At 55.7% G+C, this 25,352-nt stretch carries 23 protein-coding genes and 1 other annotated feature; of the genes, 7 read left to right on the forward strand and 16 right to left on the reverse strand.

From position 1 onward, the window contains the following. Positions 1 to 149: 149 nt before the first annotated feature. Positions 150 to 413 carry a 30S ribosomal protein S20 gene (gene rpsT, locus ACTJKZ_RS16900; protein ID WP_008925553.1) on the forward strand — a complete coding sequence of 88 codons (264 nt, stop codon included), beginning with the start codon at positions 150 to 152 and terminating at the stop codon, positions 411 to 413. 36 nt (positions 414 to 449) lie between these two features. Here the strand turns inward: rpsT and nhaR are convergent, their stop codons facing one another. The 4 genes from nhaR to dnaK form a co-directional block, all read right to left on the reverse strand. Next, complete coding sequence (gene nhaR / locus ACTJKZ_RS16905; RefSeq protein ID WP_161731688.1) at positions 450 to 1,358, reverse strand: transcriptional activator NhaR; 909 nt, start codon at positions 1,356 to 1,358, stop codon at positions 450 to 452. 8 nt (positions 1,359 to 1,366) lie between these two features. Further along, positions 1,367 to 2,539 carry a Na+/H+ antiporter NhaA gene (gene nhaA, locus ACTJKZ_RS16910; protein ID WP_440829860.1) on the reverse strand — a complete coding sequence of 391 codons (1,173 nt, stop codon included), beginning with the start codon at positions 2,537 to 2,539 and terminating at the stop codon, positions 1,367 to 1,369. Between the two features lie 164 nt (positions 2,540 to 2,703). After that, positions 2,704 to 3,849, reverse strand: coding sequence for a molecular chaperone DnaJ (dnaJ, locus tag ACTJKZ_RS16915; RefSeq protein WP_135910149.1), 1,146 nt, complete (start codon positions 3,847 to 3,849; stop codon positions 2,704 to 2,706). Between the two features lie 104 nt (positions 3,850 to 3,953). Then, entirely contained in the window at positions 3,954 to 5,864 is a 1,911-nt protein-coding gene (dnaK, locus tag ACTJKZ_RS16920; protein ID WP_013356720.1) for a molecular chaperone DnaK, read from the reverse strand. Between the two features lie 303 nt (positions 5,865 to 6,167). Between dnaK and satP the strand changes: the two genes are divergently transcribed. Further along, positions 6,168 to 6,737 carry an acetate uptake transporter gene (satP, locus tag ACTJKZ_RS16925; RefSeq protein WP_161731691.1) on the forward strand — a complete coding sequence of 190 codons (570 nt, stop codon included), beginning with the start codon at positions 6,168 to 6,170 and terminating at the stop codon, positions 6,735 to 6,737. A gap of 51 nt (positions 6,738 to 6,788) precedes the next feature. On the opposite strand, the gene ACTJKZ_RS16930 is transcribed toward satP, so the two are convergent. The 3 genes from ACTJKZ_RS16930 to tal form a co-directional block, all read right to left on the reverse strand. Continuing rightward, positions 6,789 to 8,096 (reverse strand): MFS transporter, encoded by a 1,308-nt coding sequence (locus tag ACTJKZ_RS16930; protein ID WP_222924587.1) that lies wholly within the window; start codon positions 8,094 to 8,096, stop codon positions 6,789 to 6,791. A gap of 106 nt (positions 8,097 to 8,202) precedes the next feature. Continuing rightward, positions 8,203 to 8,790, reverse strand: coding sequence for a molybdopterin adenylyltransferase (gene mog, locus ACTJKZ_RS16935; protein ID WP_285086487.1), 588 nt, complete (start codon positions 8,788 to 8,790; stop codon positions 8,203 to 8,205). Between the two features lie 125 nt (positions 8,791 to 8,915). Beyond that, a complete protein-coding gene (tal, locus tag ACTJKZ_RS16940; RefSeq protein ID WP_013356716.1) occupies positions 8,916 to 9,869 on the reverse strand; it encodes a transaldolase in 954 nt (317 codons plus the stop codon). A gap of 209 nt (positions 9,870 to 10,078) precedes the next feature. On the opposite strand from tal, the gene yaaA reads away from it, so the two are divergent. After that, entirely contained in the window at positions 10,079 to 10,852 is a 774-nt protein-coding gene (gene yaaA, locus ACTJKZ_RS16945) for a peroxide stress protein YaaA (RefSeq protein WP_440829861.1), read from the forward strand. Between the two features lie 62 nt (positions 10,853 to 10,914). Here the strand turns inward: yaaA and thrC are convergent, their stop codons facing one another. The 5 genes from thrC to ACTJKZ_RS16970 all read right to left on the reverse strand — a co-directional run bounded on the left by thrC (position 10,915) and on the right by ACTJKZ_RS16970 (position 16,641). Further along, entirely contained in the window at positions 10,915 to 12,198 is a 1,284-nt protein-coding gene (gene thrC / locus ACTJKZ_RS16950; RefSeq protein WP_161731698.1) for a threonine synthase, read from the reverse strand. Positions 12,199 to 12,201: 3 nt separating this feature from the next. Further along, positions 12,202 to 13,131, reverse strand: a complete 930-nt coding sequence (thrB, locus tag ACTJKZ_RS16955; protein ID WP_440829862.1) for a homoserine kinase — start codon at positions 13,129 to 13,131, stop codon at positions 12,202 to 12,204. A gap of 2 nt (positions 13,132 to 13,133) precedes the next feature. Beyond that, positions 13,134 to 15,596 carry a bifunctional aspartate kinase/homoserine dehydrogenase I gene (gene thrA, locus ACTJKZ_RS16960; protein ID WP_161731702.1) on the reverse strand — a complete coding sequence of 821 codons (2,463 nt, stop codon included), beginning with the start codon at positions 15,594 to 15,596 and terminating at the stop codon, positions 13,134 to 13,136. Positions 15,597 to 15,622: 26 nt separating this feature from the next. Continuing rightward, positions 15,623 to 15,741 (reverse strand) — a sequence feature (Thr leader region). Continuing rightward, on the reverse strand, positions 15,680 to 15,748 hold the full coding sequence (gene thrL / locus ACTJKZ_RS16965) for a thr operon leader peptide (RefSeq protein ID WP_071822204.1): 69 nt from the start codon (positions 15,746 to 15,748) through the stop codon (positions 15,680 to 15,682). Its footprint overlaps the feature before it by 62 nt. A gap of 188 nt (positions 15,749 to 15,936) precedes the next feature. Then, positions 15,937 to 16,641 carry a tRNA/rRNA methyltransferase gene (locus tag ACTJKZ_RS16970; RefSeq protein ID WP_161731704.1) on the reverse strand — a complete coding sequence of 235 codons (705 nt, stop codon included), beginning with the start codon at positions 16,639 to 16,641 and terminating at the stop codon, positions 15,937 to 15,939. A gap of 609 nt (positions 16,642 to 17,250) precedes the next feature. On the opposite strand from ACTJKZ_RS16970, the gene arcA reads away from it, so the two are divergent. Beyond that, positions 17,251 to 17,967 (forward strand): two-component system response regulator ArcA, encoded by a 717-nt coding sequence (arcA, locus tag ACTJKZ_RS16975; protein WP_010253677.1) that lies wholly within the window; start codon positions 17,251 to 17,253, stop codon positions 17,965 to 17,967. A 71-nt stretch (positions 17,968 to 18,038) separates the two neighbouring features. Here the strand turns inward: arcA and creA are convergent, their stop codons facing one another. Next, positions 18,039 to 18,512, reverse strand: a complete 474-nt coding sequence (gene creA, locus ACTJKZ_RS16980; RefSeq protein WP_161731706.1) for a protein CreA — start codon at positions 18,510 to 18,512, stop codon at positions 18,039 to 18,041. A gap of 194 nt (positions 18,513 to 18,706) precedes the next feature. Between creA and robA the strand changes: the two genes are divergently transcribed. Continuing rightward, positions 18,707 to 19,588 carry an MDR efflux pump AcrAB transcriptional activator RobA gene (gene robA, locus ACTJKZ_RS16985; RefSeq protein WP_161731708.1) on the forward strand — a complete coding sequence of 294 codons (882 nt, stop codon included), beginning with the start codon at positions 18,707 to 18,709 and terminating at the stop codon, positions 19,586 to 19,588. A 39-nt stretch (positions 19,589 to 19,627) separates the two neighbouring features. Here the strand turns inward: robA and gpmB are convergent, their stop codons facing one another. Further along, positions 19,628 to 20,275: a 2,3-diphosphoglycerate-dependent phosphoglycerate mutase GpmB gene (gene gpmB, locus ACTJKZ_RS16990; protein WP_161731710.1), complete on the reverse strand. Its 648-nt coding sequence runs from the start codon at positions 20,273 to 20,275 to the stop codon at positions 19,628 to 19,630. Positions 20,276 to 20,479: 204 nt separating this feature from the next. On the opposite strand from gpmB, the gene yjjX reads away from it, so the two are divergent. Next, positions 20,480 to 20,998 (forward strand): inosine/xanthosine triphosphatase, encoded by a 519-nt coding sequence (gene yjjX / locus ACTJKZ_RS16995; protein WP_161731712.1) that lies wholly within the window; start codon positions 20,480 to 20,482, stop codon positions 20,996 to 20,998. Here the strand turns inward: yjjX and trpR are convergent, their stop codons facing one another. Beyond that, positions 20,999 to 21,319, reverse strand: a complete 321-nt coding sequence (gene trpR / locus ACTJKZ_RS17000) for a trp operon repressor (protein ID WP_222924588.1) — start codon at positions 21,317 to 21,319, stop codon at positions 20,999 to 21,001. Positions 21,320 to 21,364: 45 nt separating this feature from the next. Then, positions 21,365 to 23,284: a murein transglycosylase gene (gene sltY, locus ACTJKZ_RS17005; RefSeq protein WP_260059142.1), complete on the reverse strand. Its 1,920-nt coding sequence runs from the start codon at positions 23,282 to 23,284 to the stop codon at positions 21,365 to 21,367. Between the two features lie 271 nt (positions 23,285 to 23,555). Here sltY and atzF point away from each other — a divergent pair, with 271 nt between their 5' ends. Beyond that, positions 23,556 to 25,352 (forward strand): allophanate hydrolase, encoded by a 1,797-nt coding sequence (gene atzF, locus ACTJKZ_RS17010; RefSeq protein ID WP_440829863.1) that lies wholly within the window; start codon positions 23,556 to 23,558, stop codon positions 25,350 to 25,352.

Below are 25,352 nucleotides of genomic sequence, written 5' to 3' on the forward strand. Positions count from 1 at the left end.
CTGGTAGAATCTTGCGCCATCAAATACGTAACCGAGTGCTGCTCATAGAGCGACGCTTATTTGCACAAATCCATTGACAAAATCAGGTTAGAAGGGCATAGTCCTCGGCCTTTGATTTGTCTCTATAGAACACATTTGGGAGTTGGACCTTGGCTAATATCAAATCAGCTAAGAAACGCGCCGTAACATCTGAGAAACGCCGCAAGCATAACGCTAGCCGCCGCTCAATGATGCGTACCTTCGTTAAGAAAGTATACGCGGCGATCGCTTCAGGCGACAAAGCTGCTGCGCAGAACGCATTCAATGAAATGCAACCACTCGTGGATCGTCAGGCCGCTAAAGGTCTGATCCACAAAAACAAAGCTGCACGTTATAAATCAAACCTGACTGCACAGATCAACAAACTGGCTTAATCGCCCGTTGTTTATCGCTTTGTTAAAAAAGCCGGCTTACGCCGGTTTTTTTTCGTCTGTACTCTGACGGGGAAAGAGTCCGCTGAAGTCAGCGTGACAGAGACGCTGCACCGCCGGATGCTGAATCATCCGCTCGGCGAAGAGTATATGGTACTCCTCTGACACCGCATCGAGCCGGCCGACTTCATAACTCCCCTCCTGCTGATCCCTGTCCAGCGCTGCTGCTACAAAAACCGCCTTCTGACGCGCACCAAATGCGTTCATCAGAGCTGCATCATCAAACTCACCGAGAATCTCCACCTGCAGCCCCTGGGTTGTGATCCAGTTGAGGATTTTGCGCCCCAGCATCGAGCGGCGACCCGGAATCAGCAGGGGGCGCGTCTCAAGACAAGCCGGAAAAGAGAGATCGGTGATCGGCTGCGCGGACCAGAAACTGATCGGGCACTCCCCCAGCTTCACCGAAAACAGCCCTTCCTGCTGGGTGGGATCGATGGAGCAGTCAGAGATAATCATATCCAGCTTATGCTGACTGAGCTGTTCCAGCAGCATTTCGTGGGTCGACTCAAAACAGCGCAGGTGAATCTTCTCCTCTGCAACCACTGCGGTCTCCAGTACCTTACTGACCAGTTGCTTAGAGAGCGCATCTGCCACGCCAACATCCAGCAGCAGATGAGACTCTTTGCGGTAGTTAACGATATCCAGCATCTCCTGACCCAGCATAAACATGCGGTCAGCGTAGCGGAACACCAACTGTCCCAGTTCCGTCGGTACCAGACCCCGTCCCTGACGCCGGAACAGCTTGCCCTGCAGGCGCTCCTCCAGTGCCTTAATCTGCCCGGTAATGGTCTGTGGCGTCAGGGAGAGTGCCTCTGCTGCCGCCGTAATCGATCCCGCACGGCAGGCGTGCCAGAAGTAGTAGAGATGATTGTAATTAATGTGCGCCATAGGATGCCCTACGCCGCACGCTGCTTAAGACGCCAGCCAAGGATCATATAGCCCAGCACCGCCGACAGAATCGAACCTGACAGAATCCCCAGCTTCGCCAGCGTCATCAGTTCAGCACTGATGTCGCCGTAGGCCAGCGAGGCGATAAATATCGACATGGTGAAGCCAATACCGCACAGCACCCCCACCGCCGCAATATCTTTGATGTGAGTATTTTCCGGCAGTCTGGCTATGCCGGTTTTATCTGCCAGCCAGCAGAACAGCGTAATGCCCAGTGGCTTACCGATCAGCAGACCGGCCATGATGCCCAGCGGCAGCAGCGAGAAGAGGCTACCGAACGAGACACCCGTCAGCGACACACCCGCATTAGCAAAGGCAAACAGGGGCAGGATCACCCAGCGCACCCAGGGATGCAGCGCATGCTCAAGATGAATCGCCGGAGAGTGTCCCTCTTTCTTCGCCAGCGGAATCAGGAAGCCGACCACGACACCCGCCAGCGTCGCATGAACACCCGACTTCAGCACCGCCACCCATAGCACCAGCCCCACCAGCAGATAGAGACCGGTGTTGCGCACGTTGAGCAGGTTCATCAGCGCCAGCACGGCAATGGCAGCGGCGGCAACGCCCAGCGAGGCCATCGAAAGGTGATGCGTGTAAAACAGCGCGATAATCACGATAGCCCCGAGATCGTCGATGATCGCCAGCGCCATCAGGAAGATTTTCAGAGCAGGCGGCACGCGGCTTCCCAGCAGCGCCAGGATGCCCAGCGCAAAGGCGATATCGGTGGCGGTCGGGATCGCCCAGCCGCTGCGGGTGGCGGCATCGGCACCGTTAAACAGCAGAAAAATGATCGCCGGGGCGATCATGCCACCCAGCGCCGCAATCAGCGGGAACAGCGCCTGTTCACGTTTAGCCAGCGCGCCCATCACCAGTTCGCGTTTGACCTCAAGTCCTACCATCAGGAAGAACAGCGCCATCAGCGCATCGTTAATCCACAGCAGCAGGTCTTTGCTGATATCGAGACTGCCAAAGCGAAACTCCACCGGAATGGCCAGCAAATCGCGATAGCCCTGCTGCGTCGCTCCGCTATTGGCCAGTACCATCGCCAGCGCAGCCGCAATAATCAGCACCACACCGCCGGTAGCGTCGCTTTCAACTATTTTTTTTAATCTGATATTCACACGCGTTGTCCTTAATCCAGAGATCAATCAAAGTCCCTAAGAGTAACGGTAATAACAGCTCGAAAAAAACAGTTTATTTAGCGGGGATTGTTCGGAAATAACGAAGCGTTGATCGCAGGTAAAAAAAAGCCAGCGGCAGGCGCTGGCTTTCAGCGTGGATGAACTTAACGGGTTAAGTCATCAAAGAATTTTTTCACGCCGTCGAAGAAGCTCTTTGAGCGCGGGCTGTTATGCTCGCCGCTCGGGCCGCCAAAACTCTCTTCCAGTTCACGCAACAGCGCTTTCTGTTTCTCATTCAGGCTGACCGGTGTTTCCACCACGACGCGACATAACAGGTCGCCGACCGCGCCGCCACGTACCGATTTGACGCCACGTCCGCGCATGCGGAACAGCTTGCCGGTCTGCGTTTCTGACGGCACTTTCAGCTTCACGCGACCATCCAGTGTCGGCACTTCAATCTCGCCGCCCAGCGCCGCCATCGCAAAGTTGATTGGCACTTCGCAGTAGAGATTGTTCTCTTCACGCTCGAAGATCGGGTGTTTCTTCACCGAGACCTGAACGTAGAGATCGCCGGCTGGTGCGCCCTGCTCGCCCGCTTCGCCTTCGCCACTCAGACGAATACGATCGCCGGTGTCAACCCCAGCAGGGATTTTCACTGACAGCGTCTTCGACTTCTCAACGCGGCCATGGCCATGACAGGCGTTGCACGGATCTTTAATCACCGAGCCGCGACCATGACAGGTCGGACAGGCCTGCTGGACAGTGAAGAAGCCCTGGCGCATCTGCACCTGGCCTGCACCATGACAGGTTGAACAGGTTTGTGGCTGCGTTCCCGCTTTCGCGCCGCTGCCGTGGCAGACATCACACTCTTCCAGGGTTGGAATGCGGATCTCTTTGGTCACGCCGCGTACCGCTTCTTCCAGCGACAGCTCCATGTTGTAGCGTAAATCGGCGCCACGTGAGGCGCGCTGACGGCGTCCACCACCAAAGATGTCACCGAATACGTCGCCAAAGATATCGCTGAAGTCTGCACCGCCGCCACCAAAGCCGCCGCCGCCGAATCCACCGCCACCCATACCGCCCTGTTCAAAGGCTGCATGACCATACTGATCGTAGGCCGCACGCTTCTGCGCATCGGTCAGGATTTCGTACGCTTCCTTGACCTCTTTGAATTTAGCTTCGGCCTCTTTGTCACCGGGATTGCGGTCCGGGTGAAATTTCATTGCCAGGCGTTTGTAAGCCTTTTTGATTTCACGCTCGTCCGCGGATTTGGCGACGCCTAAAATCTCGTAGTAATCACTCTTCGCCATGTTTTTTTAGCCCTTAACATGATCGCACGGGCGTGGAGAGATCTCCTACGCCCGTGCTGGTTTCAACGGCTGTCAGGCCAACCGTCGCGCCCGGTCAGGGGCAATTATTTCTTGTTGTCTTTCACTTCTTCGAATTCAGCATCGACAACGTCATCATCTTTCTTCGCTGACGCGTCACCGGCATCCGCTGCACCCGCCTGAGACTGCTGTGCTGCTTCCATCAGTTTGCCGGACACTTCCATCAGCGCCTGCATTTTGGCGTCGATTTCCGCTTTGTCTTCGCCTTTCAGCGCAGTTTCCAGCGCGGCCAGTGCGGCTTCAATTGGCGCTTTGTCATCAGCTGACAGTTTGTCGCCTGCTTCATCCAGCTGCTTACGTGTGCTGTGGGCAATCTGGTCACCCTGGTTACGCGTCTGAACCAGCTCTTCGAACTTACGGTCAGATTCAGCGTTCGCTTCTGCATCACGCACCATTTTCTGGATCTCTTCATCGCTCAGACCTGAAGAGGCTTTGATGGTGATCTTCTGCTCTTTACCGCTGTTCTTATCCTTCGCCGACACGTGCAGGATACCATCCGCATCGATGTCGAAGGTCACTTCGATCTGCGGCATACCGCGTGGCGCATTCTGAATACCGTCGAGGTTGAACTGGCCCAGTGACTTGTTGTCATTGGCGCGCTTACGCTCACCCTGCAGCACATGAATGGTCACGGCTGACTGGTTATCTTCAGCCGTCGAGAAGACCTGGCTGTGCTTGGTTGGGATGGTGGTGTTCTTGCTGATCAGCGAAGTCATCACGCCACCCATGGTTTCGATACCCAGTGACAGCGGGGTAACGTCCAGCAGCAGCACGTCTTTCACGTCGCCACCCAGTACACCACCCTGAACCGCAGCACCAACGGCAACGGCTTCGTCCGGGTTCACGTCTTTACGCGGCTCTTTACCGAAGAATTCGGTCACTTTCGCCTGAACCAGTGGCATACGGGTCTGACCACCCACCAGGATAACGTCGTTGATGTCTGATACAGACAGGCCCGCATCCTGCAGCGCAACTTTCAGTGGCGCGATTGAGCGTGCAACCAGATCTTCAACCAGTGACTCCAGTTTAGAGCGGGTCACTTTGATGTTCAGGTGCTTAGGACCGGTCGCATCTGCCGTGATGTATGGCAGGTTAACATCGGTCTGCTGTGCAGAAGAAAGTTCGATTTTCGCTTTCTCTGCCGCTTCTTTCAGACGCTGCATTGCCAGTGGATCGTTGTGCAGATCGATGCCCTGGTCTTTCTTGAATTCAGCAACCAGATAGTTAATCAGGCGGCTGTCAAAGTCTTCACCACCCAGGTGGGTGTCACCGTTGGTCGCCAGAACTTCAAAGGTTTTTTCGCCGTCAACTTCGTCGATCTCGATGATTGAGATATCGAAGGTACCGCCACCCAGGTCATAAACCGCGATGGTGCGGTTGCCCTGGCCTTTGTCCAGACCGTATGCCAGTGCAGCAGCTGTCGGTTCGTTAATGATACGTTTGACTTCCAGACCCGCGATACGGCCGGCATCTTTGGTCGCCTGACGCTGCGCATCGTTGAAGTAAGCCGGTACGGTAATGACCGCTTCGGTCACTGGCTCACCGAGGTAATCTTCGGCGGTCTTTTTCATTTTCTTCAGCACTTCAGCAGAGATCTGCGGTGGTGCCATTCTCTGGCCTTTCACTTCCAGCCAGGCGTCGCCGTTGTCAGCGCCGGTGATTTTGTACGGCATGATTTTAATATCACGCTGCACTTCTTCGTCCTGGAAACGACGACCAATCAGACGCTTGATTGCGAACAGGGTATTCTGCGGGTTAGTCACTGCCTGACGTTTAGCCGGTTGACCGACCAGAATTTCGCCATCCTGTGTATACGCAATAATTGAAGGCGTGGTGCGATCGCCCTCGGCATTTTCCAGCACGCGTGCTTTAGTGCCATCCATGATCGCAACACAAGAGTTGGTTGTACCCAGGTCAATACCAATAATCTTACCCATCTAAACATCTCCCACTTAAATTCGTTGCCAATTTGGGTTGTGAACCTGTTATGTGGGCGGGTTGTTTGCATTCAACCTGCCAGCACATGCTTTTTTTCCAACGTTCACAACGCTCGATGACAAGTAAATGGGGCCGCTTCGATGCGCATCAAGGGCTAAACCAAAAAAATTTTTCTACCTCTGGCCCTGCCGGGATCAAAGAACACGGTTAACCCACTGAATATGATGCGTCGCCTTACTCCTTTCTGTGAGCAGGCTGAAGTCCTTTTATTTCATTAACGATCAACTGACTGCCGAGGAACTATGGCAAATTCAACGCTGGCTAATCCTGCCCCGCTGGGCTTAATGGGATTTGGCATGACAACCATTTTGCTGAACCTGCACAACACGGGTCTGTTTGACATGGACGTGGCAATTTTAGCGATGGGGATTTTTTATGGCGGAATCGCGCAGGTGCTGGCCGGTCTGCTGGAATTTAAAAAGAACAACACTTTTGGGCTGACAGCCTTTACCTCTTACGGCATGTTCTGGTTAAGCTTTGTGGCGATTCTGCTGTTACCGCAGATGGGTCTGGCGAAAGCGCCTGATGAACGCTTCCTGGGTGCCTGGCTGGCACTGTGGGGCATCTTCACGCTGTTTATGTTTATCGGCACGCTGAAAGGTGCGCGGATGCTGCAGTTTGTCTTTGGCTCGCTCACGCTACTGTTTCTGCTGCTGGCCGTGGCTCACCTTATGCACCTGCCTTCGCTGGAGGTGTCTGCGGGCTGGGTCGGCATACTTTGTGGTGCCAGCGCCTGCTATCTGGCAATGGGTGAAGTGCTGAACGACACCTTTGGCCGCACTCTTCTGCCGATTGGCGCGAAATCGCTTTAAGCCTGCCTTTACGCCTGAAAAAGACGCGGAGCCTGTCTCCGCGTCCCCGCATTACAAAGAGTTTATTCCCTGCTGCAGGCCAGGCTCGTGGCTGACATCACGCCGCAGCCAGATCCCCGTCAACAATCCCACCAGCGCCAGCGCCATCACATACCAGCAGGGTGCCATCACTGAGACGTTCATCAGCAGCGACACAAAGATGGGTGTCAGCCCGCCGAAGATCGCGTAGGAGAGGTTGTAGGAAAACGAGAGGCCGGTAAAACGCACCTCTGCCGGGAAGGCGCGCACCATCACAAAGGGCACGACGCCGACAATACCGACGCTCAGGCCCGCCACGCCATAGAGCAGGAACAGCTGCTGCGGATAGAGAGCGGTCAGGTGATAGAACTGCCAGCTACAGATTGCCAGCAGCAGGCTGCCGACACATAAGGTACGACTGGCACCAACGCGATCGACAGCGAGTCCGGCAATAATGCAGCCGATGCAGAGCATCACGGTGGCGATACTGTTGGCCTGCAGGGTCAGCGCGGGCGCGATGCCCAGCTGCTTCTGCAGCCAGACCGGCGACATCAGGATCACGACCACGATGCAGGCGGAGAGCAGCCAGGTCAGCAGCATGGAAATCACAACCGACTTTTTATGCTCCGCCAGCACGGTCTTCAGCGGCAGGGTTTCAGCCAGCGCTTTACGCTGCTGCATCTCAACAAAGACCGGCGTCTCATGCAGCCAGCGCCGCAGGTACATTGCGATAAGACCAAACACGCCACCGAGGAAGAACGGAATACGCCAGCCGCCGTCATGAATCGCCTGCTGCGACATCGAGGTATTAATCAGCGTCGCCACCAGCGACCCCAGTAAAATGCCGATGGTCAGCCCGGCCGTCAGCGTGCCACAGGCGATGCCGATACGTTTGTAAGGCACGTGCTCAGCGACAAACACCCACGCACCCGGCACTTCGCCGCCAATCGCTGCGCCCTGCAGCATCCGCATCAACAGCATCAGCAGTGGCGCAGCAATGCCAATCGTCTGCCAGGTAGGCAGAGCGCCCATCATCAGGGTTGGCAGCGCCATCAGCAGAATACTCAGGCTGAACATCTTTTTGCGTCCGAGCTTGTCGCCAAAATGCGCCATCACGATGCCGCCCAGCGGGCGTGCCAGATAGCCTGCGGCAAAAATGGCAAACGTCTGCAGCTGACGCAGCCATTCCGGAATATCTGAAGGGAAAAAGAGTTCGCCAATTACGGTGGCGAAGAAGACAAAGATGATGAAGTCGTAAAATTCCAGCGCGCCGCCCAGCGCGGCCAGCGCCAGAGTTTTGTAATCCTTACCGGTCAGACGCTGCGTGTAAGTCGGATTCATAATAGTCCAGAGGCAAAAGAGGCAAGGTTGTAAAGATACTCTTACTATATCGTCAATCTTTTGCCACACCAGCAGGGCTATAGCTTATGCCTGAAATGCGCAATATTTAGTTATTTATCTCACGTATCGCGCTTTTAGGGCGAAATGCTGCTACTACCTCAGAATGCGTCTCGACGTAAGGCCCGTCCAGAAGCTGTAAACAATAAGGTACAGAAGCAAAGATGCCGTGCACTTTTACGTTGCCCTGCTCATCCTTCAGCCCTTCCAGCGTCTCTTTGATCGACTTCGGCTGACCCGGCAGATTGAGGATAAGCGACTGTTTGCGGATCACCCCGACCTGACGCGACAGAATCGCGGTCGGCACAAACTGCAGGCTTATCTGACGCATCTGCTCACCAAAGCCAGGCATTTCCCGATCGGCAACGGCTAAGGTGGCGTCGGGCGTGACATCGCGTCGGGCCGGACCGGTGCCGCCAGTGGTTAACACCAGATGGCAAAAACGTTCATCGACCAGTTCGCAAATGGCGTGCTCAATCATCGGCTGCTCGTCCGGTACCAGTCGGGACTCAATCTCAAACGGACTGCTGATTGCGCTGCCAAGCCAGCTCTCCAGTGCGGGAATCCCCTGATCCTGATAGATGCCGTTCGCGGCGCGATCGGAGACCGAGATCAGGCCAATGCGTAATGTATTCATGATGAGCTTCGCTGTGATTTACCGCGGTGCGGTGGAGTAAAAGGGGAATAGCAGAAAGGATAATATAAAGTGAAAGGGTCGGAAAAGAGAAAACCGTGGCAGCCTGCGCCGCCACGGTCAGCAGATTACAGCAGTTCTGCCAGCATTTTCTCAAGTTTGCCCTGATCAACGGCAAAGTTGCGGATACCTTCTGCCAGCTTAGCTACCGCCATGGGATCCTGGTTGTGCTGCCACAGGAACTCAGACTCGGTCATGCGGGCCGGACGCGCTTTCACTTCGCCGCTGTAGCTCAGTTTACGCTCCAGGGTGCCTTCGCTCTCTGCCAGCTCTTTCAGCAGCGCAGGCGAAATGGTCAGACGGTCACAGCCGGCCAGCTCGATGATTTCGCCAACGTTACGGAAGCTCGCGCCCATCACCACGGTTTCATAGCCATGCTGCTTGTAGTAGTTGTAGATTTCAGAGACTGAAACCACGCCTGGATCTTCGTGCGCGGCATACTCTTTCTTGTCGGTGTTGGCTTTGTACCAGTCGAGGATGCGGCCAACAAACGGAGAGATCAGGAACACGCCCGCTTCAGCACAGGCACGCGCCTGAGCAAAGGAGAACAGCAGGGTCAGGTTACAGTTGATACCCTCTTTTTCCAGCTGCTCTGCAGCACGGATGCCCTGCCAGGTAGAGGCCAGTTTGATCAGGATGCGGTCATTGCTGATACCGGCATCATTGTAGAGTTTGATCAGGCTGCGGGCTTTAGCGATGCTGCCTTCCGTGTCGTAAGAGAGACGCGCATCGACTTCAGTCGAGATACGGCCTGGGATCAGCTTCAGGATTTCCAGACCAATGTTTACGGCCAGCTTGTCAGAAACCAGCTGCAGTTGCTCTTCTTTGTTGCTGCTCTGCTCACGCGCCCAGCCGATCGCTTCATCGATCAGTTTACGGTATTCAGGAATTTGTGCGGCGTTAAGAATCAGAGAAGGGTTGGTGGTAGCGTCCTGCGGCTGATACAGCTTCATGGCTGCAATATCACCGGTGTCGGCAACGACGGTGGTGAGCTGACGCAGGGAGGTAAGTTTGTCCGTCATGTTCTTTTCTCTTAGTTAACTGTCAGTGTGAAAAAAGGCTGTTGGGATAATATCACGCGCCAACGGTCGCGCAAGGTCAGGGAATGCCGTTTACGATAGCGCGAACAAATAGGTGTGATTCGTCATTCTTTGCGGCTTTTTTGGTACACTGCAAAGCCTGATAAGCAGCCAATGCCCTGTTAAACCAGGCATTAACCGAGGAAGCAACAATGTTGATGGTGATCTCTCCTGCCAAGACGCTCGATTATGAAAGCCCGCTGGCGACCACGCGTTTTACCCAGCCTGCGCTGTTAGAAAAGTCACAACAGCTGATTGAGATTGCGCGCGAGCTGTCACCCGCCAGCATCGCCTCGTTAATGGGCATCAGCGACAAACTGGCACACCTCAATGCCGAACGATTTAACAGCTGGCACCCCGATTTTTCCCCGCAGAATGCCCGTCAGGCCATCCTGGCGTTCAAAGGCGATGTCTACACGGGCCTGCAGGCCGAAACCTTCAGTGATGAGGATTTCAATTTTGCTCAGCAGCATCTGCGTATGCTGTCAGGCCTCTATGGCGTGCTGCGTCCGCTCGATCTCATGCAGCCTTACCGACTGGAGATGGGCATTCGTCTGGCCAATCCGGCGGGCAAAGAACTCTACACATTCTGGGGCGATGTTATCACTGAACGGCTGAATGCCGCGCTGGCGGAACAGGGTGATGAGGTACTGATTAACCTCGCCTCGGACGAATATTTCAGAGCAGTTAAGCCGAAGAAGCTGAAAGCACAAATGATTAAGCCGGTGTTCCTCGATGAGAAGAACGGCAGTTATAAAGTGATTAGCTTCTATGCCAAAAAGGCGCGTGGATTAATGAGCCGCTATGTGATTCAGCAGCGCCTGACAAAGCCGGAGCAGCTTAAAGCGTTTGATCTGGATGGCTATCGTTTTGATGCAGCCAGCAGCAGGGAGAGCGAGCTGGTCTTTAAGCGCGCGGAGCAGTAATACCCCGCGCGTAATGTCTCTCCGCGAATAGGCTTCCCGCCGCCGGGAAGCCATTTACAGCACTACTTCAGCAGGAAGGCCCGCAGTGAGGCGAAGTCCGCCGTCATCTCGTGCGACAGGAGCGGCAGATCAGCGCGCTCCGCTAACTCTGGCGGCAGCGTCAGAGTCTGTTCAAGAATCGCTTCCACACTTTCGCGGAATTTCGCAGGGTGCGCGGTACCGAGGAACACACCATATTCCCCTTCCTGCAGCTGATCGCGCAGCAGACGCCAGGCGATGGCAGCATGCGGCTCGGAAACATAGCCAATCTGAGCCAGTTCACGCATGGCGGCGCGCGTGGTCTCATCAGAGACCGCACCACAGGCGAGATCGGTTAAGCGCCAGGTTTTACGGCGGAACAGCTCTTCCACACGCGGCCAGTTGTTCGGCTGGCTGACATCCATCGCATTCGACAGCGTAGAGACCGTCAGGTTAGGCTGCCATTCGCCGTTGCCAAGGAAGCGCGGCACCGTGTCATTGGCGTTGGTGGCGGCGATAAAGCGTTTGATCGGCAGGCCCAGCGATTTCGCCAGCAGACCGGCGGTCAAATCACCAAAGTTGCCACTCGGCACGGATACCACCAGCTGATTACGTTTTTCCTGCGGCAGCTGCGCGACTGCTTCAAAGTAGTAGCAGATCTGCGCGAGCAGGCGGCTGATGTTGATAGAGTTTGCCGAGTTCAGACCAATCGTCTTTTTCAGCTCTTCATCATCAAACGCCTGTTTGACCAGCGACTGGCAGGCATCAAAATCGCCGTCGATAGCGATGGTTTCGATGTTACCGCCCAGGGTACAGAAGAGTTTCTCCTGCAACGGACTGATTTTGCCCTGCGGATAGAGGATCACCACGCGCACGTTCTTCATGCCGTAGAACGCGTGCGCCACGGCCGCGCCGGTATCACCGGAGGTGGCGGTCAGAATGGTGATCTGCTCATCTGAGCCTGAAACATACGACAGCATCTGCGCCATGAAACGGCCGCCGAAATCTTTAAACGCCAGCGTCGGACCGTGGAACAGCTCCAGACAGGCGATATCTTCGCTGACCTGTTTCACCGGGGCCGGAAAAGCAAAAGCGGCTTTAACACGCTCATGCAGCTGATGGGCCGGAATCTCGTCACCAATGAAAGCCGAGAGAATTTTGCTGCTGCGGCTGACAAAATCCATCTCCAGCATCGCGTCGATGTCGGTCAGTTCAAACTCCGGCAGTTCCAGCGGAAAGAACAGACCCTGCTGCGAACCCAGACCCTGTTTCACCGCCTGGGCGAAGCTGACCTGCTCGTTGTGATCCTTAAGATTGTAGAGTTTCATGCGTTATCCCAATTGTCGTGCGCCAGCCGTGTCGAGACGGCAGATATGGACGAAGCCTTCATCATTCTGCAGATAGTGCTGGCTCAGCCAGTCAGCCATCCGCTCTGCCGTTTCCATCTGATTGCAAACGGCGAAAAGTGTCGGACCAGAGCCGGAGATGCCGCACGCCAGTGCGCCAATCTCTTTCGCGGCCTGCCGCGCCTCGGCGAAACCTGGCAGCAGCCGGGTCCGATAAGGTTCGGCAATCACATCCTGCATAAGTTTAGCTGCCAGCTGCGGCTGACGCGTATGGCAGGCGTGAATGAAGCCGGCCAGCAGGCGGCCATGCTTAATGCAGTCTTCTTTACGGTACTGCGCCGGTAAAATGGCGCGTGCTTCTGCGGTCGACACTTTAATGCCCGGGTAGGCCATTACCCACAGCCAGTCCGCAAAGCCTGGCACCGCCTGGCTGATGATGTCATTCTCCTGAAGCATCAGTTGAATGCCGCCGAGGAAGCAGGGAGCGACATTATCATAATGTACGCTGCCGGAGATTCGCCCTTCCAGCTCACCCATCAGCGTCAGTAGCGTGCTGTCGCTGAGAGGCTTGCCGCAAAACTCGTTCATCGCCATTAAACCGGCCACCACCGAGCAGGCGCTGGAACCCAGCCCGGAGCCAATGGGCATATTCTTCTCCAGCGTCATCGCCACCGGGATCTCTTTGCCAATCGCCTCGCAGAAACGCTGCCAGCACTGATAAACGATGTTCTCTTTGGGATCGGCGGGCAGCTTACTGACAAAACGTCCGGCGTTGGTCAGTGAAAACTGCTCTGCCGCTTCCACGGAGACGCAGTCACCCAGCAGGGAGCGATCTACCGGCGAAACCGCCGCGCCCAGCACATCGAAGCCGACGCTGACGTTACCAATCGAGGCCGGTGCGTAAATTTTTACCATGATTAAACTCCCAACTTCCATGACAGCGTACGCAGCAGGTCGGCAAAGACACCGGCCGCTGTAACATCATTTCCTGCACCGTATCCGCGCAGCACCAGCGGAATCGGCTGATAGTAGCGGCTGTAAAACGCCAGCGCGTTCTCACCGTTTTTCACTTTATAGAGCGGATCGTTACCGTCAACGGCGTCGATCTTCACTTTGCAGACGCCGCCCTCTTCAATCACGCCCACGTAGCGCAGCACTTTGCCCTCACTCTGCGCCTGTGCAACGCGGTCAGCAAAGGCGTTATCCAGCTCAGGCAGACGCTGCATAAACTGCTCCACATCCTGAATTTCGACAAGGCTGGCGGGCAGCAGCGGCTCGATCTCAATATCACTCAGCTCAAGCTGATGACCCGCTTCACGCGCCAGAATAAGCAGCTTACGCGCCACATCGGTGCCGGCGAGATCGTCTCGCGGATCGGGTTCGGTAAAGCCCATTTCACGCGCCATGTTAGTGGCTTGCGACAGCGAGATCCCTTCGTCCAGCTTGCCGAAGATGAACGAAAGCGATCCGGAAAGAATACCGGAGAAGCGCAGCAGTTCATCACCCGCGTTCATCAGGTTCTGCAGGTTCTCAATCACCGGCAGTCCGGCACCGACGTTGGTATCATAAAGGAATTTACGTCGTGAGTTGGCGGCGGCGGCGCGCATCTGCTGATAGTAATTCCAGGAGGAGGTATTCGCCTTTTTGTTCGGCGTTACCACATGGAAGCCTTCGCTGAGGAAATCCGCGTACTGATCGGCAACGGCCTGGCTGGAGGTACAATCCACAATGACCGGATTAAGCAGGTGATACTCTTTCACCAGACGGGTCAGGCGTCCGAGATTGAACGGCTCTTTCGCTTCGGCGAGTGCCGCCTGCCAGTTGCTTAAATCGATGCCGTGGACATTTGTTAACAGCGCATGCGAGTTCGCAATGCCGCAGACCCGCAGATCAATGTGCTTCTGCTTCAGCCACGCCTGCTGGCGATGTAACTGATCCAGCAGCGCACCGCCGACACCGCCGACACCGACCACAAACACTTCGATCACCTGATCGGTGGCGAACAGCATCTGATGCACCACGCGCACGCCGGTGATCACTTCGTCATTATTAACCACCACCGAGATGGAGCGCTCAGAGGAGCCCTGCGCAATCGCCACGATATTGATATTGGCGCGTGCCAGTGCCGAGAAGAATTTCGCTGAGATGCCACGCAGCGTGCGCATGCCATCGCCCACCACCGAGATCACCGCCAGGTTTTCAATGATATCCAGCGGATCCAGCAGGCCATCTTTCAGCTCCAGGTAGAACTCTTCTTCCAGCACATGACGCGCCCGCGCCAGCTCGCTCTGCGGCACGCAGAAACTGATGCTGTATTCGGAAGAGGATTGAGTGATCAGCACCACAGAGATACCGGTGCGCGACATCGCCGCAAAGACTCTGGCCGCCATTCCAACCATCCCTTTCATGCCGGGGCCGGAGACGTTGACCATCGCCATATTATTCAGATTGGTGATGCCTTTTACCGGGCTCTCATCCTGTTCGCCTTCAGCACCAATCAGGGTGCCGGGCGCCTGCGGATTAGCGGTGTTTTTGATCAGGCAAGGGATCTGGAACTGGGCGATAGGCGCGATAGTGCGGGGATGCAGCACTTTGGCGCCGAAATAGGAGAGCTCCATCGCCTCCTGATACGACATTGACTTCAGCAGGCGTGCATCCGGCACCTGACGCGGATCGCAGGTATAGACGCCATCCACATCGGTCCAGATTTCGCAGCAGTCGGCACGCAGACAGGCGGCCAGCACGGCAGCTGAATAATCAGAGCCATTACGGCCCAGCACCACCAGCTCGCCGCGCTCGTTACCGGCGGTAAAGCCAGCCATCAGGATCATGTTCTGCGGCGGGATTTGACTCGCTTCAATACGGCGGGTTGATTCAGGGATGTCGACAGTCGATTCGAGGTAGTGGCCGACCGCCAGCAATTTCTCGACCGGATCAATCACGCTCACCTCATGACCGCGCGCCTGCAGCAGCGCTTCCATGATCGCAATCGAGAGTTTTTCACCACGACAGATAATCGCTGCGTTGACGCTGTCCGGGCACTGGCCCAGCAGGCTGATGCCGTGCAGTACCTGTTTTAGCTGAGCAAACTCCAGATCAACGCGGGTTTTCAGTCGATCGAACTCAAAGCCCGGCTGCGCGTCAGCGAGCCCCTGCAGCAGCTCGCTGAAGATGCGTTCGGCGTCGCTGATATTCGGTAAAGCGTCCTGACCACTGATGGTTTTTTCAATCATCGCCACCAGATGGTTAGTGATCTTCGCAGGTGCAGAGAGCACGGTTGCAACCTGTCCTTGTTGCGCATTGCTTTCCAGAATGTCAGCGACGCGAAGGAAACGCTCCGCATTCGCTACCGAGGTCCCGCCGAATTTCAGCACTCGCATAATATTAACTCTCCTGAATTTAAGCCGAAAAAAAAGCCCGCACTGTTTAGGTGCGGGCTTGTTTTCTGTTTTTCCTGTATGCGTCAGCCCGCACCGTTACCTGAGGTAATGGTGGTGGTAATAATTGTGGTGTTCAGGCTGATTTTACGCATTTAGATTTATTTTCTGTCTGTTTTTGTCTGTCCGTCTTGCTTCCAGAAGTAAAGCAAAGCGCACATTAAGTCAACCCGATTTGTCCGGCGGACAGTTTTCCACCACTGCGCACAGCCTCCGGTCAAATCGCAAAACGCTGTTCGATCGTTTGCGATGCAGAAATTCCCTGCGATCTGTTGCTGTAAAATCAGCTTTTTGCCGAGGATTTATCTGTGAGTTTTTTTTCAATATCGTGCAGCAGACGATGCAGCATCGCGCTGTCACGCTGTTCCAGCAAACCCACTCGCTGATCGATCCAGTCTGACAGCTTCTCATCATCACTGACATCGAGTTGCGCCAGCAGCTGATGGAAACGCTGACGCAGCGCCTGCAGCTGCTGCCCGTCGGCAGCGGACGCGACCGGCGCTTCAACCTGATTCAGCTTCGACAGCTGATAGCAGTAAACCATCACTGCCTGACCGAGATTCAGTGAAGGATAATCATTTGCCATCGGGATGCCGGTCAGCAGATCGACCTGCTCCAGCTCCTCGTTGGTCAGCCCGCTATCTTCGCGGCCAAACACCAGCGCCATGCTGTTGACCCACTGACGCTTTTCCAGCAGTTGCGTTTCAACCTGCTCGGGTGTGGCATAGTAACGGAACTTTGCCCGGCTGCGCGCCGTCGTCGCGACCGAAAAATCGATATCCGCTAAAGCCTCGGCAAGCGTAGTAAAGGCCTGAACATTATCGAGGATCTCACCTGCGCCATGGGCTACCCGGCGCGCTGCCGGATCCTGCCAGGCGTCGCTGGCAACGATGCGCAGCTGGCTGAACCCCATAGTTTTCATGGCACGCGCCGCAGCGCCGATATTTTCTGGCCGCGCGGGCGAGACGAGAATCAGGGGAAAAAGCATATTTATTCCATTGGTCCATTTACATAACGCCATATTAACATGACTGTTAATGATCCAGTTGTCAGAAGGCGACAAGAAAATCGGGTGTTAACAATGTTAAAACCAGTGAAAAGTGATGCCCTGAATATTTTTATCCCCGAAACCCGCCTTATTAAAGAAATCATTATTAATTTATTTAACTTCAAAGAGATAGAATGTGATTACCCGCTGGTTTCATTTTGGGTCACAGGCGTGATAAATGTAACGTAAATGATGCTTTTTGTGAGCTAAACAGGCATTCTGCGAGAAGTTTTTCACAAAAGTGTTAACGTGCTACAATTGCATTTGATATAAGTCAACGAAGCGTTGTTTTTATGCTTATCGGTTGTAGTTGGTGCTGTTAGGTTGCTGTTAATACAGTTAGGATATGCGCCATTATCATTAACGCCCGGGGCATGCAATTTTCATCCTGACTGGCTGAGCTAATACTGTTGTTGACGTTGATAGATGGCTTATCAAAATATGATTTCGTACAACGGTTCAGCGCGGCCCGCCGCTCTCGATGATGGAGAACGCCATACCGCTGTACGCCCTGTTTTCAATTTGTTGGCAAATTTTAGGTAGCTAAACATGCAGACCCCGCACATTCTTATCGTTGAAGACGAACTGGTCACGCGTAATACCCTCAAGAGCATTTTTGAGGCGGAAGGTTATGTGGTGTACGAGGCGACTGATGGCGCTGAAATGCATCAGGTGCTGACTGACAATGACGTTAACCTGGTCATTATGGACATCAACCTGCCCGGTAAAAACGGCCTGCTACTGGCCCGTGAACTGCGTGAGCAGGCCAATGTCGCTCTGATGTTCCTGACCGGCCGTGACAACGAAGTCGATAAAATTCTTGGTCTGGAAATTGGCGCTGACGACTACATCACCAAACCGTTTAACCCGCGTGAGCTGACTATTCGTGCCCGCAACCTGCTGTCGCGCACCATGAACCTGGCGATGCCAGGCGAAGAGCGCCGTCAGGTAGAGAGTTACAAATTCAACGGTTGGGAGCTGGATATCAACAGCCGCTCACTGATCAACCCGAACGGCGAGCACTACAAATTGCCACGCAGTGAGTTCCGCGCCATGCTGCACTTCTGCGAAAATCCAGGCAAAATTCAGACCCGTGCCGATTTGCTGAAAAAAATGACCGGCCGCGACCTTAAGCCGCACGATCGCACCGTTGATGTCACCATCCGTCGTATCCGCAAGCATTTCGAATCTACGCCGGACACGCCTGAGATCATCGCCACCATCCATGGTGAAGGTTATCGCTTCTGTGGTGATCTGCAGGATTAAGCAGCTGTCAGATGCGATAAACAATAAACGCCCCTGCGGGCGTTTTTTTTGCGCTCAATACAGCAGGTTAATCAGTGCCACGGCATAATCGGCACGGCGCTGAGCGCATTTTTCGGTGAACCGTCGACCACTTTATCGGAGTAGGTCAGATAGACCAGAGCATTGCGCTTTTTGTCGAAGAAGCGTACAACCTGCAGCTTCTTGAAGATTAGAGAGGTACGCTGGCGGAAGACCACTTCTCCCTCCGCTTTGCCCTGCGCAATTTTATCACTCAGTTCGACCGGACCGACCTGCTGACAGGAAATCGCGGCATCAGAGGTATCTTCTGCCAGCCCCAGTCCGCCTTTAATACCGCCGGTCTTCGCCCGGCTGATATAACAGGTTACATTTTTAACGTCCGGGTCATCGAATGCTTCAACAATGATTTTGTGGTCAGGCCCGAATATCTTGAATACCGTATCAACAGAGCCAATCTGTTCGGCAAGCAGCGGGCTGGAAAAGGTCAGCGTGGTCAGCACAGCGATCATAAGACGCGTTATTGTCATGGAGTTACCATTGCAAATGGAATAGATGAGAATGTAATGTACTGTCAAACGAATTAATGACCAAACTAAAACGGGTTTAAGCCCGTACTGATTTAGCACAACCTTCCCCGGAAAACGGCCCACGTCTTTTGAGCAATGAGTGCTAATATTCTTCGAATGCGTTTAGCTGCACCACCAGAGTATGAGGATGTTTTATGGACCAAGCCGGTATCATTCGCGATTTGCTTGTCTGGCTGGAGAGCCATCTGGATCAACCCCTTTCACTGGACAATGTTGCCCAGAAAGCCGGTTACTCTAAATGGCATTTACAAAGGATGTTCAAGGACGTAACCGGTCACGCAATAGGTGCCTATATCCGTGCGCGTCGTCTGTCGAAAGCTGCTGTCGCGCTGCGGCTGACCAGTCGCCCGATTCTGGACATCGCCCTGCAGTATCGTTTTGATTCACAGCAAACTTTTACTCGCGCATTCAAAAAGCAGTTTGCTCAGACTCCGGCCTGGTATCGTCGCTCTTCCGACTGGAACTCATTCGGTATTCGTCCCCCGATTCGCCTGGACGATGAGACGCAGCCGGAACCGGCTTTCGTTACCCTGCCGGAAACGGTACTGGTGGGACAAACCCAGAACTACACCTGTATTCTGGAGCAGATCTCCAGCTATCGCGACGAGATGCGGATTCACTTCTGGAAGCAGTTCCTGCTGGAAACGGACACGGTTCCGCCGGTGCTGTATGGCCTGCATCAGGTGCGTGCCAGCCAGGACAAAGATGATGAGCAGGAGATTCTCTACACCACGGCGGTGCCTGCTGACAGCGCGGTCAACCTGCACTCCGGCCAGAGTGTTATTCTGGAAGCGGGCGATTACGTGCAGTTCACCTACAACGGCCCGCGCGTCAATCTGCAGGAATTTATCCTGCTGCTTTATGGCACCTGCATGCCAACGCTGGGACTGACCCGTCGTCAGGGACAGGACATCGAACGCTTTTATACTCATGGCGGTAAAAAGCTTAGCGAGCCACCGACCGAGATTCGGTGCGAATATCTGATTCCGATTCGCCGTCAGACTGTCGCCAGCTAAGATCAGGGCTGCCGTCTGTGGACGGCAGCTTTCACGACATCAGCGTTGCAGCTCGTCGAGCGCAGGCGCGTCAAGATGGGAAATATCCCCCGCCGTCTCCACAATCCACCCTTCTGCCAGCCAGGCACTCTGCTGATAATCGACACGTGAGATTGAACAGTTACGCAGACGCAGGCGACGTTCCGCATACGCGGGCAGACCGAGAATCGTACTGACCAGCGATCCCAGTGCCATACCGTGACTGACCAGCAGCGGACGGCTTCCGACAGGCAGTTCGCGACAGGCATTCAGCGCGGCGTGCATGCGCGTCGCCATCTCCGTCATCGACTCGCCTTCTGGAATGCGACCGCCTTCGGTGCCGTTGACCAGCGTGGCGCGCCACTGCTCTTCCTCCGCCGTTAAACCATCCAGCGGACGCTTCTCCAGTACGCCCATATTCAACTCACGCAGCCGCGGATCCAGCGTCACTGCGCATCCGCAGGCGTCCGCAATAATCTCCGCGGTGCGGCGCGTACGTCCCAGATCGCTGGCAATCACGTGCGTGATGCCCAGATGTTTGACGCGCTCACCCACCTGATAAGCCTGTTGCTCACCTTTTTCCGTCAGCGGACTGTCGGATTGCCCCTGAATGCGGCGTTCCGCATTCCATACCGTTTCACCGTGACGAACAAGATAGACCTGTAGCATGTTAGTTTCCGTTATACTGCGACAAAAATCGTCTCAGAGCCTGTCCCATCAGGCGTCATTGTTGCAGACAGTCTGGACACGGAGCGTGCGGAATAATCCGGCGTACACGGAGTACGCGAGGATCGTGGCACTGCCCAGGTTCAGACCAGCCCATAAAATCGCCTGATGGGCCAGGCTCTTAATCACCTGAGGGTTCAATCAATTATGTACCATGTTGTCGCAGCCACAACCAACCCAGCGAAGATTCACGCGATTGCTCAGGCTTTCAGCGACGTTTTCGGCGAGGGATCCTGCCATATTGAAGGGGTCGAGGTCGATAGCGGCGTAGCAGCACAACCGTTAACCCATCTGGAAACGCGAACAGGCGCACGTCAGCGCGTCATGAATGCCCGACAGGTCCGGCCTGAAGCGGCGTTCTGGGTAGCGATTGAGGCAGGCATCGAAGATGACACCGCATTTGCCTGGATGGTCGTGGAAAACCAGAAGCAGCGCGGCGAATCGCGCTCGGCCAGTTTTACCCTGCCGCCAGTCGTGCTGGCAGGCCTGCGTGAAGGCCGTGAGCTGGGCGACGAGATGGCGCGGTTAACCGGCATCGACAATATCAAACACCAGGGTGGTGCTATCGGGGCGTTCACGAACGGCCTGCTCAGTCGCTCCAGTGTCTATCATCAGGCACTGATTCTGGCACTCTGCCCGTTCGTCCATCCGCTTTACCAGCAGTGATCAGGTGCGTCCCAGATGCGCTTCCAGCCAGCGTTTCAGCTCTGGGGGCGCCTCTTTCAGGCTGTTAGAGCCACGGGTAATAGTTGCGATGCCGACGCCGAGCTCATTTTTCAGCTCGCGCTGGCTCATTTCGCCGTTCATCAACTCTTCGATAATCCGCAGTCGGGTGCCGAATGCTTCCCGCTCATCAGGCGTCATCATCAGTTGCATCAGGGGCAATGCATGACCATCGGCAAAGGCCTGCTGCATCAGCACGACAAAGCGTTGCCAGCTATCTTCTGGCGAATGCGCATCGGTAGAGGGGGAATCAGAATGGGTCATGAAGAGGCTTCCGTACTCGCTAAAGAGTACGGAAGCTTAGCACAGCTAGTAACGGCGATTCCACTCAGCATCTGACAGGATCTTGTCAGGCTTGCCCATGAAGTGACGATAGTAGGCGTCATACGCCAGCACATTCTTCACGTAGCCGCGCGTTTCAGAGAACGGAATGGTCTCAATAAACGCGACGGCGTCGAGATTGCCTGCACTGGTTTTCTGCCAGCTTCGCACCCGGCCCGGCCCGGCATTATAGGCGGCGGAGGCGAAGATCCGGTTCTGGTTAAACTGTTGATAGACATATTCCAGATACTGCGTGCCGATCTGGATATTGGTTTCCGGATCCAGCAGCTGGCTGGTATTGCTGTAGCCAGGAATGTTATACATCTTCACGGTGTGCGCCGCGGTGGCAGGCATAATTTGCATAAGACCACTCGCCCCGACCGGCGAATGCGCTTTTGGGTTCCAGGCGCTTTCCTGACGCGAAATCGCCATCGCATAGCTCGGCGGGATCTGTTTGACCTCGGTGTTACGCTCATAGACGCTCTGCCACGCCAGCGGGAAGCGCTCTTTCAGGCTGTCCCACATTTTTGCGGTGATGGTCGCCTGCACGCTGAGATCCCACCAGTCCTGCTCATTGGCGTAACGCGCCAGCATCTGCTGCTGCGTGTGGGTGCGGCTGGCAATCAGATTGCTCCACTCGCTGCGTGCCAGATTATCCAGCCCCCAGTACATCAGTTCGCGCACGCGGGCCAGCTCCGGTCCCTGCACAGTGGCACTGTCAGGCTTCGGCGCTTCATCCACCTGCAACGGGTAGTCAACGCCAAGCCGCTGGGCGGCCACCATCGGATAGAAGCCACGCGCCTGCATCAGCTTACGCAGAATCTCTTCCGCTTCCTCTTTACGATCTTTCTCAAATAGCAGGTCAGCCTGCCAGTACTGCCACTCATCTTTCTCTTTGGCCTCCAGCGGCAGACGGGCGATCCAGGTGTTCAGACCGCGTCTGTCATGCTGAGAAAGCGCCAGGCGCACCCGGCGTTCCACCAGCGCGGTTGACTCACTGTTCATCACCACCGCATCGCGCCAGCGCGCCTGCTCAGAAGTGAGATCGCTGCCCATCATGCGCCAGACCACAATCTCTTTCAGCGCCTGCTCATCTTCCGGCCCCATCTTCTGCGCCCGGACCAGTATCGGAATCAGGCTGCGGGCATTTTCCATGTCCTGCCGCGCCACGCGCGTAAAGGCGTAAATCGTGGCCTGACGGGTGAAGTCGGTTGGCCCAACGGCGCTGGCAAACGTGCTGACCGTTAACGGATCCTGCTGCAGGGACTGTATCGCGTCAGACATGGTCTGATAGTCAGCAGGTAACGTTTTCGCCAGATAACTCACCAGGCTGTCGTTGCCCGCTTTCATCGCCAGCCGGATACGTTCCAGGATGGTAATAGGCGAAACCTGACCGGAAGCCTGCCATACCGAGAAGAGCTTATCGCAGTCGGCGGGCAGGGCTGTGCCACGCAGCCAGATCTGCTTTGCGCCATCAAACGCGGCCTGCTGCTGACCGGTGGCCCACTTGGCGTAATACCAGTTACATCGTGCCTGCACCGGCTTGGGTTCGGTCGGACTGAAGTTCAGCACGCCCTGCCAGTCCTGACGCCAGGCCAGCACATTGATAAAGCGGGTACTGAGCGAGCGTGCGGGTGGCAGCGTCGGATACTGGCGAATAAAGTTCTGCACGGCCAGGGCGGTTTCCTGATCGAGATCCTGTGCCAGCAGGCGATATTGCAGATAAGGGTAGAGCGGATAATCCTGGAGCGTCGGCAACAGCTGATCCACAGTCGCCATCTGGTTACTGTCCCAGGCCTGTTTAATTTGTTGATAACGTTGCCGTTGTTGATCCAGCGAATCGGCCCATGCGCTGCTGGCCGAACCGACCAGGCAGATCCCTATCATCCAGTTACGCCACTTCACCACGTAAATCTCCTCTGTTGCTGGGCGCCGGCGAGTTGCCAGACAGTCTTTCATGCTAACCGGGCCACCGGACTCTTGCCATGTTCTTCGCAAAATTTACGCATACGGACATTAAACGCACCGTCATCGCTCAGCGTGCGCGCCGTCATTGTGCAAATTATCATCAGAAAATCTTATCACTGAATGCATTAAACTGTTGAATCATCGTCTTAAAAAAGTGGCACATCCTTTGCTCTGTTGAATCCCATCTTGTATACCAGCTGGAATTCTTCCTATGACTTCAACCCTCGGCCTGACACTTGCCGCCTGGCAGCAGCGCTATCAGCAGGCTCCGCAACAGATAACCTCACTGCTGAGCGCACACCTGGCAGCGATGGATACCCGTGATAATGCCTGGATCTATCTCGCGACCCCGGATCAGTTAGCGGCACAGATTGCGCCACTGCTGGCGGACTATCAGCGCGATCCCGGCTCGCTGCCGCTGTTTGGTGTGCCCTTTGCGGTCAAAGACAATATTGATGTGGCGGGCTGGCCCACCAGCGCTGCCTGCCCTGCCTTTACCTATACCGCCAGCGAAGACGCGGTCGCCGTCGCCCGGCTGAAAGCCGCTGGCGCCGTCGTCATCGGCAAAACCAACCTCGATCAGTTCGCGACCGGTCTGGTGGGAATCCGCTCGCCTTATGGTGCGGTCAGTAACACCTTTGATGCTGATTATGTCAGTGGCGGCTCCAGCTCCGGCTCGGCATCCGTGCTGGCGCGCGGGCTGGTCGCTTTTTCGCTGGGCACCGATACCGCCGGTTCGGGCCGTGTGCCGGCAGGCTTTAACAATATAGTCGGCCTCAAGCCGACCAAAGGCTGGTTCTCTGCGCGCGGCGTGGTGCCCGCCTGTCGCCTCAACGACACCCTTTCGGTGTTTGCGCTGACGGCAGAAGATGCGTTTAGCGTCGCCAGCGTCATGGGAGGTTATGATGCCGGTGACGCCTATTCGCGTGTGAATCCGCGCACCGCCCCGGCCAGCCTGCCGGTTCATCCCCATTTTGCTGTACCTTTGAACCCGGAATTTTTTGATGATGCTGCGGCCGAAGCAGCCTGGGATCAGGCGCTGGAGGCATTACAGACGGGCGGCGCAACGCTGCACCCTATCGACTTCACCCCGTTCAGCAAGCTGGCTGAACAGCTCTATTACGGCGCCTGGGTCGCCGAACGCACGGCGGCGGTGGGCGGGATGCTCGATCATCCGGCGGAGATGGACCCGGTGGTGAATGAGATCGTCGCCAGCGGCCTGAAATACAGCGCGGTCGATGCTTATAAGGCGGAGTATCTGCGGGCGGAGCTGACGCGCCAGATACACCAGACGCTGGCACAGTTTGATGCGCTGGTCGTGCCGACCTCGCCCACCATCCACACCCTGGAGGAGATGAAGCAGGAGCCGATTCTCTACAACTCACATTTCGGCACCTATACCAACTTCACCAATCTTGCCGACCTCTCAGCGCTGGCGCTGCCCGGCCCGTTCCGCAACGACGATCTCCCGGCTGGCATCACACTGATTGCGCCAGCCTGGCACGATCGGGCGCTGGCGGAATTTGGTCTTCGCTGGCAGCAGCAGCTCGCGCTGCCGCTGGGCGCGACCGGCCAGCCCTTTCCGACCCGGCGCACTTCGCTGCCCGCTTCACCCGACCACGTCCGGCTGGCGGTCGTGGGCGCGCATCTGACCGGCATGCCACTTAATTTCCAGCTCACTGAACGCAAGGCCGTCTGGGTCGAAGAGACGCAGACCGCGCCACACTATCGCCTCTTCGCCCTGCTGGAGGGCGCGATCAAAAAGCCCGGCCTGATGCGTGATGAACAGGGCGCTGCGATCACCGTTGAACTGTGGGATATCCCGGTCGCGCGTTTTGGCGAGTTTGTGGCGGAGATCCCCGCCCCGCTGGGTATCGGCAGCCTGACGCTGGCTGATGGCCGGGTGGTGAAAGGCTTTATCTGCGAAGGCTCGGCGCTGAAGACCGCGCTGGAGATTACTGAAACAGGCGGCTGGCGCAACTGGCTGGCATCACAGGGGAGTCACTGA

Source organism: Pantoea sp. 22096, assembly GCF_052045955.1.
In the GTDB taxonomy this organism is placed as follows: Bacteria; Pseudomonadota; Gammaproteobacteria; order Enterobacterales; family Enterobacteriaceae; genus Pantoea; species Pantoea alfalfae.

What these genes read in the sequence shown, in the direction of transcription:
- dnaK (WP_013356720.1), bottom strand. Translation starts at nt 5,864, where the DNA reads ATGGGTAAGATTATTGGTATTGACCTGGGTACAACCAACTCTTGTGTT.
- tal (WP_013356716.1), bottom strand. Translation starts at nt 9,869, where the DNA reads ATGACGGACAAACTTACCTCCCTGCGTCAGCTCACCACCGTCGTTGCC.
- robA (WP_161731708.1), top strand. Translation starts at nt 18,707, where the DNA reads ATGGACCAAGCCGGTATCATTCGCGATTTGCTTGTCTGGCTGGAGAGC.
- yjjX (WP_161731712.1), top strand. Translation starts at nt 20,480, where the DNA reads ATGTACCATGTTGTCGCAGCCACAACCAACCCAGCGAAGATTCACGCG.
- arcA (WP_010253677.1), top strand. Translation starts at nt 17,251, where the DNA reads ATGCAGACCCCGCACATTCTTATCGTTGAAGACGAACTGGTCACGCGT.
- yaaA (WP_440829861.1), top strand. Translation starts at nt 10,079, where the DNA reads ATGTTGATGGTGATCTCTCCTGCCAAGACGCTCGATTATGAAAGCCCG.
- satP (WP_161731691.1), top strand. Translation starts at nt 6,168, where the DNA reads ATGGCAAATTCAACGCTGGCTAATCCTGCCCCGCTGGGCTTAATGGGA.
- mog (WP_285086487.1), bottom strand. Translation starts at nt 8,790, where the DNA reads ATGAATACATTACGCATTGGCCTGATCTCGGTCTCCGATCGCGCCGCG.
- trpR (WP_222924588.1), bottom strand. Translation starts at nt 21,319, where the DNA reads ATGACCCATTCTGATTCCCCCTCTACCGATGCGCATTCGCCAGAAGAT.
- thrC (WP_161731698.1), bottom strand. Translation starts at nt 12,198, where the DNA reads ATGAAACTCTACAATCTTAAGGATCACAACGAGCAGGTCAGCTTCGCC.
- ACTJKZ_RS16930 (WP_222924587.1), bottom strand. Translation starts at nt 8,096, where the DNA reads ATGAATCCGACTTACACGCAGCGTCTGACCGGTAAGGATTACAAAACT.
- thrA (WP_161731702.1), bottom strand. Translation starts at nt 15,596, where the DNA reads ATGCGAGTGCTGAAATTCGGCGGGACCTCGGTAGCGAATGCGGAGCGT.
- creA (WP_161731706.1), bottom strand. Translation starts at nt 18,512, where the DNA reads ATGACAATAACGCGTCTTATGATCGCTGTGCTGACCACGCTGACCTTT.
- ACTJKZ_RS16970 (WP_161731704.1), bottom strand. Translation starts at nt 16,641, where the DNA reads ATGCTTTTTCCCCTGATTCTCGTCTCGCCCGCGCGGCCAGAAAATATC.
- atzF (WP_440829863.1), top strand. Translation starts at nt 23,556, where the DNA reads ATGACTTCAACCCTCGGCCTGACACTTGCCGCCTGGCAGCAGCGCTAT.
- gpmB (WP_161731710.1), bottom strand. Translation starts at nt 20,275, where the DNA reads ATGCTACAGGTCTATCTTGTTCGTCACGGTGAAACGGTATGGAATGCG.
- nhaR (WP_161731688.1), bottom strand. Translation starts at nt 1,358, where the DNA reads ATGGCGCACATTAATTACAATCATCTCTACTACTTCTGGCACGCCTGC.
- dnaJ (WP_135910149.1), bottom strand. Translation starts at nt 3,849, where the DNA reads ATGGCGAAGAGTGATTACTACGAGATTTTAGGCGTCGCCAAATCCGCG.
- thrB (WP_440829862.1), bottom strand. Translation starts at nt 13,131, where the DNA reads ATGGTAAAAATTTACGCACCGGCCTCGATTGGTAACGTCAGCGTCGGC.